This is a genomic window from Acinetobacter sp. CY79, assembly GCF_059515845.1.
On record NZ_JCAKMY010000056.1, the window covers coordinates 1 to 8016 of the forward strand.

General features: G+C 37.1%; 7 protein-coding genes and 1 pseudogene. 5 read left to right on the plus strand and 3 right to left on the minus strand.

The window, feature by feature from the left end:
* Positions 1-174, plus strand: a pseudogene (locus tag AC5YCE_RS15185) (IS982 family transposase); the annotation flags it as partial.
* 35 nt (positions 175-209) lie between these two features.
* The gene (locus AC5YCE_RS15190; RefSeq protein WP_496172585.1) at positions 210-758 is read left to right on the plus strand and encodes a hypothetical protein; all 549 of its coding nucleotides are present in this window, start codon (positions 210-212) and stop codon (positions 756-758) included.
* Between the two features lie 55 nt (positions 759-813).
* Here the strand turns inward: AC5YCE_RS15190 and dnaK are convergent, their stop codons facing one another.
* Both dnaK and grpE read right to left on the minus strand, forming a co-directional pair.
* Positions 814-2757 carry a molecular chaperone DnaK gene (dnaK, locus tag AC5YCE_RS15195; protein WP_496126582.1) on the minus strand — a complete coding sequence of 648 codons (1944 nt, stop codon included), beginning with the start codon at positions 2755-2757 and terminating at the stop codon, positions 814-816.
* 151 nt (positions 2758-2908) lie between these two features.
* Positions 2909-3442 (minus strand): nucleotide exchange factor GrpE, encoded by a 534-nt coding sequence (grpE, locus tag AC5YCE_RS15200; RefSeq protein WP_496126581.1) that lies wholly within the window; start codon positions 3440-3442, stop codon positions 2909-2911.
* Between the two features lie 738 nt (positions 3443-4180).
* Between grpE and AC5YCE_RS15205 the strand changes: the two genes are divergently transcribed.
* Positions 4181-4444 (plus strand): molybdenum ABC transporter substrate-binding protein, encoded by a 264-nt coding sequence (locus AC5YCE_RS15205; protein ID WP_496126580.1) that lies wholly within the window; start codon positions 4181-4183, stop codon positions 4442-4444.
* Positions 4445-4843: 399 nt separating this feature from the next.
* Here AC5YCE_RS15205 and AC5YCE_RS15210 read toward each other — a convergent pair whose 3' ends face one another.
* On the minus strand, positions 4844-5380 hold the full coding sequence (locus AC5YCE_RS15210; protein WP_496126579.1) for a hypothetical protein: 537 nt from the start codon (positions 5378-5380) through the stop codon (positions 4844-4846).
* A 195-nt stretch (positions 5381-5575) separates the two neighbouring features.
* On the opposite strand from AC5YCE_RS15210, the gene AC5YCE_RS15215 reads away from it, so the two are divergent.
* Together AC5YCE_RS15215 and AC5YCE_RS15220 are read left to right on the plus strand one after the other, a co-directional pair.
* Entirely contained in the window at positions 5576-6646 is a 1071-nt protein-coding gene (locus AC5YCE_RS15215) for an alpha/beta hydrolase (protein WP_496126578.1), read from the plus strand.
* A gap of 358 nt (positions 6647-7004) precedes the next feature.
* Complete coding sequence (locus AC5YCE_RS15220; protein ID WP_496126577.1) at positions 7005-7571, plus strand: peptidylprolyl isomerase; 567 nt, start codon at positions 7005-7007, stop codon at positions 7569-7571.
* The last annotated feature ends 445 nt before the right edge of the window (positions 7572-8016 follow it).

Below are 8016 nucleotides of genomic sequence, written 5' to 3' on the forward strand. Positions count from 1 at the left end.
CAGCGCAATAAAATAGAAACGTTATTCAGCCTATTGAAAGGTCAATACAATTTAGTGACGAGTGAAGCACGCAGTGTTCGTGGATTTCTCAGTGGAATTTACGCCTCGTTATGTGCATATCAATTAACCCATCGAAATAAGCCAACAATTCAAATTATTGATTCATCGGCTTAAGCAGGATTCGGGTTAAATTAATATAAGTTCTAAAAATGAAAATAAATTACCAATTAGATGCTAATGATTTTTTGCTGAATCAGCTTTATATATGTAATCAGTCTTCTAGAATTAAGAAAAAAAGGATAAAAAACAATTTGTTACCATGCTTAATTTATGGGTTTTTAGGCATTTTTTGCTATATCAGTACGTCTAATGTTTGGGCTCTTTTAGGGTTTTTTAGCTTAAGCATTTTATGGTTTTTGATTTATCCCATTTGGGAAAGAAAACACTATATCGAGCATTATCAAAGCTTTATTTATGAAAACTATCAGGCAAGGTTTAATCAAACCACGTCATTAGAATTTGGTGAAGATTATTTATCATTGAAGGATGACTACAGTAAAGGGAAGATATTAAATCATTCTATTTTGAGTATAATTGAACTAAAAGAACATATTCTTCTACAACTAGGAGTAGGGCAGAATATTATCTTGCCCAAACATAAGATTGAGAATATTGAACCATTAATAAACTATTTAAGAAAATGCGCGACAGACTTAAATATTGAATATAAAAATGAAATAAATTGGAAGTTTAAGTAAAGTTTTTACAATAAAAAACCGCGCTTTCGCGCGGTTTTTCGTTTAAGAGGACAAATTATTTTTTGTCATCTTTAACTTCAGTGAACTCAGCATCTACAACGCCATCGTCCGCTTTTTGAGATTGACCAGCATCGCCACCTTGGAATGCATTTGGATCAAAACCTTCAGCACCACCTTGACCTTGAGCAGCTTCGTAAGCACGTTGGCTAATCGGCATGATGATGTTTTGAAGCGCTTCAGTTTTCGCTTTGATGTCATCTACATCGTTTTCTTTCGTTGCTGTTTCTAATTCAGCAACTGCAGTTTCGATTGCAGTTTTCTCATCAGCAGTCACTTGCTCGCCAAGATCTTTAACCGCTTTTTGAGCAGAAGAAACAAGAGCATCCGCTTCATTACGTGCTTTCGCTAACTCTTCGAACTTGCGATCTTCTTCAGCATTCGCTTCAGCATCTTTGATCATCGCTTCAATTTCAGCATCGCTCAAACCAGAGTTTGCTTTAATTTGAATTGATTGCTCTTTACCTGTGCTCTTGTCTTTTGCAGATACTTTCAAGATACCATCAGCGTTGATATCGAAAGACACTTCAATTTGTGGCACACCACGTGGAGCAGGTGGGATATCGCCCAATTGGAAGTTACCGAGCAATTTGTTTTGCTGCGCCATTTTACGTTCACCTTGGAACACAGAAATGTCTACAGCAGGTTGGTTGTCAGCAGCAGTTGAGAACACTTGAGATTTCTTCGCAGGAATCGTGGTGTTTTTCTCGATGATTGCTGTTAACACGCCACCCATTGTTTCAATACCAAGTGTGAGCGGAGTTACGTCAAGTAGAAGTACGTCAGTTTTGTCACCTGAAAGTACAGCACCTTGAATCGCAGCACCCATTGCTACAGCTTCGTCAGGGTTCACGTCTTTACGTGGCTCACGACCGAAGAATTCTTGAACCTTCTGTTGAACCATTGGCATACGAGACTGACCACCAACCAAGATCACATCAGAGATATCAGAAGTCGAAAGACCAGCATCTTTAAGCGCAATCTTACATGGCTCAATTGTACGAGCAACCAAGTCTGCAACCAAACCTTCAAGTTTTGCACGCGTCACGTTGATCACTAAGTGTTTAGGACCTGTCGCATCAGCAGTGATGTATGGAAGGTTAATTTCAGTTGCATTAGAAGAAGACAATTCAATCTTCGCTTTCTCAGCAGCTTCTTTTAAACGTTGCAACGCTAAAGGATCTTGCTTCAAGTTGAAGTTCTGTTCCTTTTTGAACTCTTCAACCAAGAACTCGATTAATGCGTTATCAAAGTCTTCACCACCCAAGAATGTATCACCGTTAGTTGACAATACTTCGATTTGTTGGTCGCCATCAAGGTCAGCAATTTCAATGATTGAAACGTCGAATGTACCACCACCAAGATCGTACACAGCAACTTTACGGTCACCTTCTTTCTTGTCCATACCAAACGCAAGTGCAGCAGCAGTTGGTTCGTTAATAATACGTTTAACTTCTAAGCCTGCAATTTTACCTGCATCTTTGGTTGCTTGACGTTGTGCATCATTAAAGTAAGCAGGAACTGTAATCACAGCTTCAGTTACTGTTTCGCCTAAATAATCTTCAGCTGTTTTCTTCATCTTTTTCAAGATTTCAGCAGAGATTTGTTGTGGCGCTAATTTTTTATCGTTGACTTCAACCCAAGCATCGCCATTGTCAGCTTTGATGATTTTGTACGGAACAAGACCGATGTCTTTTTGAACCGCTTGGTCTTGATACTTACGACCAATCAAACGTTTGATCGCGTACAGTGTATTTTTAGGGTTAGTTACTGCTTGACGCTTAGCAGATTGACCTACAAGGATCTCGCCATCTTTATACGCGATAATAGATGGCGTTGTGCGCGCGCCTTCAGCGTTGTCGATGACTTTAACTTTGTCGCCTTCAAGTACTGCTACACAAGAGTTTGTAGTACCTAAATCAATACCAATGATTTTAGCCATTTGGATGTTTCCTCAAAAATATTATTGCAATTGTTTATGCTTGTTATCCGATATGAGAGCCAATGATTTTTTTTCAAGTAAAAATTTTAAAAAAAATCAAAAACGCTCGAATTCTTTAACTTTTAACCAAGATGACTTGGTTTAATGAGCTTTATTGTCCAACCATAACCATTGCAGGGCGGAGCAAACGACCTGAAAGTGTGTAGCCTTTTTGCAGAACAGCACCAATTTCACCTGCTTTGGCATCTGGCGAGATACCAACAGCTTGATGTAAATCAGCATTAAAACCTTGAGTGGTATCTACAGCGATAACGCCGAATTTTTCAAGCGTGCTCAATAATGATTTCAATGTCAGTTCAACGCCTTCTGAAAGCGGAGTTTTTTCTTCACCTACAGCAGCAATTGCACGCTCAAGGTTATCTACAGAATCCAGCAATTCTTTCGCAAATTTTTCTAATGCAAATTTTTTGGCTGTATCTGCTTCACGTTCTAAACGCTCTTTTGTTTTTTCAGCTTCATACTTTGCATTCGCAGCTACAGCTTTTTCATATTTTAAGCTTTCATTTAACGATGCAACTTGAGCTTGTAAGTCTTCAACAGAAACTTCAGCTTGTTCTAGGTCAACTTGCTGTTCAGTTTGTTCAGTTTGAACGTCCTGAGTTTGTTGGTTTTGCTCATTTGCCATGGAAGATCTCCGCTTAAATGGGTTTTTAAACATGTACAGTCCTTTTGGCAGCAGTGTTAACTGCGTTAATCTGAACTGCCATGATTGTTTAATTCATCAATACTCAAGAAATGCGGGCTAGTCATAAAAATTCAAGTTAATAAGTTGTTTATTTAATAAAAAATGAAATAATAGAGATATTTAAGGCTGTTTGTATATTAATTAATCATTATAAAGTGTGATAAAAATCACAAAATATGTTAATATTTAAATGTAACTATTAGAAAAATATAAAAAAAATATAAATACATAGGAAATAAGTCTTTCATTAGTTTTTCTTAACGCTGTATTCTCTTTAACCAGATTCTATCGCTGTAGTTTCTGTTTATTTTTAGCAGTTTTGCTTTTTCTAGCCCATTCAACCTCCTTGAATGGGCTTTTTTTATTCAACTGAAAATTACATTGTTAAGTTAAGGCTGATTCATATTACCAATGTTATTCAAATTTAGATTTTAAGCCCAATTATTTAGTCTAATATTCACATAAAATCATTTAAATAATAAAACTTTAAGTTGGCTCAAAATTCACTATTCAGTCTGTCTAGCCCTTTTAACATATTTTGCAAAATTGCAACTCGATCATTTTAAAAGTCTAACCAAGAGTACACGCAAGAAATAAAAAAATTAGGAATGATAGGCACTCGAAGCAAATAACAGACTTCGATGTTTTAAAAGCTGTTTTAAACAAAGGAATATATGTATGAATAAATTAGGTCTTTTTTCGCTTATTTTGGCTGGTGCAAGTTTAACAATGGTGGGTTGTGCTTCTAACTCAACGCCTGAAACTGCACAATCTTCGCCTGCTCCAGTTCAATCGGATACATCAATTGCTCAGTCTGCTACAACTGATGTTGATGCTCAAAATGGCGTTGCAGTACAAGCCGATCCTACACTACAAAATGCTGAACCTATTCAAGCAACGCCTTCAGGCGATATGCCACAAGCTGAACAACCAGTACAATAATGGTGAGTGTTGCTACTTGACTATGAGAAAAATAGTAGCAGAGTGAATAGCGATATTCAGGAATCAATGGTTGCACTATGATTGCTGATCATTATTCTTAGCGCTAATCATTAAAGAATAGACAGTAGATCGGATGCCTCTACTGTCTATTTTTCTATGCACTATGCCTTTGTCTTAAATCGTGCATTTGTTTAAGGTTGAATGTCATATTGCCGATATAAAGGATGTCGTTTCAGTTGTCAGTGGGTAGAGATTTAAACTCAGTGAAGTAGAGACTCAAAATAAAAGTGCTTGTAAATCCTGACTCATTACCTGACTTAATTAAATGAGCGACCATTTTTAAAAAGCCTAGATTTTTTCTAGGCTTTACTTATTAATACAGGCAAGTGAAATGATGACTTAATCATCCTTTCGAGCATTTTCCCGTTTACGACGAGGATCATTTTTTTGATCACGTTTCGGTTCCCAACGCTTGTCATTATGATTGAAACTTGGGCGAGCCGGTGTCGAGCGGTTATTCCAGCGATTACGATCTTCAGCTCTTTGCTTTTGGATCTCACGCTGTCTTTGTTCCATTTGGTTACGATGATCCTGCTGATTTTTAGCTTGTTCACGACGATCTTGATCACGCTTAAACTGATCACGACGGTCTTGCTCGCGCTTTTGATTCAGCTCACGTTGATGACGTTGACGGTCTAAGTCTCGGTCACGTCTTTCACGATCTAAGCGAGATTGATGCTCTCTTTGAGCACGTTCACGCTCCCAACGTGCTCGATCGATTTGATTACTACGATCATAACGATCACGGTCATAGCGATAATCGCGATCAGATCGGTCATAGCTACCATTATAGTAAGGACCATCATCAGGAAATGCGACACATCCGACGGCCATCACCGCTGTAGCAATAGAGATAAATACGACTTTAATCGTCATAGCGTTCACCTTTATATGAGATGATCAGGAATAACAAAAAAAACCTGATAAATAGATAAATAGTCAATGACAAGACTGCTATGGTCAGATTAGCGTATTGATGTTTTGAATTTGTATATGAATGAATAGACTTGTATAACAATATAGTCAGCTAAAACCTGATCATGTAGGAAATATGAAGAATGAGGATGGAACATGGGATCGTTAAATAATAAATTACAACAACTGATGGAAAATGGACAAGGTTCAGCAGGCCGTACGCTAGATCGTTTACCAAGTGTTGTACAAGAGTCACTTGTTAAAGTCTTGGGCTATCCTTATCAATATCCTCAACTCGACAGTTTCACCAAATGTTTGATGGCTGCACAACTCAAACAAGGGAAGTCAGGTTTTATTGGGGATAATGTTGATTATTCACGAAAAGCCTTTGAAACTCAGATTCAATCCATTACACATAAATCGACTCATGTTCAGTTTGTCGACGATATTCGATTACCTCTACAGAGTGGCAGTATTTTCGCACGCCATTATCATCCAGCACCGAATAAAAAATTACCGATGGTGGTGTTTTATCATGGTGGTGGTTTTGTGGTGGGAAGTGTAAATACTCATGATGAAGTATGTAGACTGATCGCTGTACATGCCAAAGTGCAAGTGATCAGCATTGATTATCCACTTGCACCAGAAACTTCACCCCAAGCGTTAATTCAATCTTGTGAAGATGCATTGGCATGGGTTTATCAAAACCGTCGTCAATTTAAAATTTTAAAAAACAGAATTGCAGTTGCAGGGGATAGTGCGGGCGGTAATATCAGTGCCGTTGTTTCACAACGTGCCGCAAATAGTAGTTATGCACCGCAAGCCCAGTTTTTGATTTATCCCGCTGTTGATTTCAAAAGTCGCCATCCTTCATTTTTTGCATATAACGAAGGATTGATCCTGACCAGTAAAGATATTGATTATGTGACTGACTATTATGCGACTCAGCATGGCGTTGGCTTAGATGATCCTCTCATTTCGCCGATCTTTGGCAGCTTTAAAAAGCTTGCTCCAGCTTTTGTGGTAACAGCAGGACATGATGTATTACATGATGAAGGAAAGATCTACGCACATAAACTTCGTCAAAATGGAACAAAGACTGAGTATTATGATTATGATGATCAAACGCATGGCTTTATTAATCTAACGTTGATTTCTCGAAAGTCTAAAAAGAATGTGATTGAAATGAGTAAAGCATTTCGTAAATTTTGGGATAAGGTGAGTTGATAACAACTCTTTTATATAGATGATGTGAAAATGTGATTACTCAATGATTTTGAGTAGCAAAGTTTTAATGATTGATATGTGATCATCATAAGCATTTATATTCCATAAGCCTCAGTTGAATTCAATTGGGGCTTATTCATTTTCATATTTGAAAATTTAACTAAGATTCGGTCTAATCTTATTATGAGAACTAAAACGAAAATAGACTTAGTCTTGATCTAGACTGAAACACAATAAGATTTGAATTTGATAATCAATCCATCTATATAGAATAGATACGCAAGTCATTTATTATCGAACTAAAATATCATCCAACTTAAACTTAATTATTCGTTCAAAACTGAGAAGGTTTATCTATATGTTAAATAAAATCGCCACGGGTGTTGCCATTCTTGCAACAAGCACAGTCGTACTTGCAGCAAATACACAAATGCAGATCAAGACCTCTGCGGGGAATATAGATATTGAATTGTTTGATGATAAAGCACCTATCACGGTAAAGAACTTTAAAACTTATGCCCAATCTAATTTTTATAATGGAACCATTTTCCATCGCGTGATCCCAGGCTTCATGATTCAGGGGGGAGGTATGGACAGTCGTATGATTGAAAAGACCACTCGAGCGCCGATTCGTAACGAAGCAAATAATGGTTTAAAAAATACAGTAGGTACATTGGCAATGGCACGTACCAATAATCCTAATTCAGCAAGCAGTCAGTTCTTTATTAATGTGGCTAATAATGATTTCTTGAATAAATCAGGCTCAAATGCAGGCTATGCGGTGTTTGGTAAAGTGGTTAATGGCATGGATGTCGTCAATAAAATCACTAAAGTACCGACTGGAAACTTTGGCATGCATCAAGATGTACCTAAAAATCCAATTAAAATCCTGAGTGTGACGATTAAAGCTCCAACAAAGAAATAATATTGCAAAATTAAAGCAGAAATATTTTATTCATATTTCTGCTTTATTATTAAAGGTTTATGTTTAAGTTGGTATATTAATGCGCCAGCTTGGTGCATAAAAAAAGAACACACAGTAAAACAAGCAGTTAAAAGCGCTTGCGTGTGTAGGAAATTGCCCTATAATGAGCTCATCCCGACGCGATACAGCAAACGAACTTAGCTGAACAGGTTAAGTTGTTGAGATGTATTGTGTTGAACTTGTCTCTGACGAAGAGCAAGAAGATCATTAAGAGATTATGAAGAACAACTTGTGTGGATTTTTACTGATTGATTAATCGAAATTATTTTCATTGATTGATGGTAGAAATTACTCGAAGTTTATTTGAGAAATATTTGTCAGAAAATTGATGAGCCAAGATTGGTGCCCTTTAAGGCACTAAGCAATATTAAACTGAAGAGTTTGA

Excerpts from the sequence above, each read along its gene's own strand:
- AC5YCE_RS15210 (WP_496126579.1), bottom strand. The coding sequence starts at position 5,380 with ATGACGATTAAAGTCGTATTTATCTCTATTGCTACAGCGGTGATGGCC.
- AC5YCE_RS15220 (WP_496126577.1), top strand. The coding sequence starts at position 7,005 with ATGTTAAATAAAATCGCCACGGGTGTTGCCATTCTTGCAACAAGCACA.
- grpE (WP_496126581.1), bottom strand. The coding sequence starts at position 3,442 with ATGGCAAATGAGCAAAACCAACAAACTCAGGACGTTCAAACTGAACAA.
- dnaK (WP_496126582.1), bottom strand. The coding sequence starts at position 2,757 with ATGGCTAAAATCATTGGTATTGATTTAGGTACTACAAACTCTTGTGTA.
- AC5YCE_RS15205 (WP_496126580.1), top strand. The coding sequence starts at position 4,181 with ATGAATAAATTAGGTCTTTTTTCGCTTATTTTGGCTGGTGCAAGTTTA.
- AC5YCE_RS15190 (WP_496172585.1), top strand. The coding sequence starts at position 210 with ATGAAAATAAATTACCAATTAGATGCTAATGATTTTTTGCTGAATCAG.
- AC5YCE_RS15215 (WP_496126578.1), top strand. The coding sequence starts at position 5,576 with ATGGGATCGTTAAATAATAAATTACAACAACTGATGGAAAATGGACAA.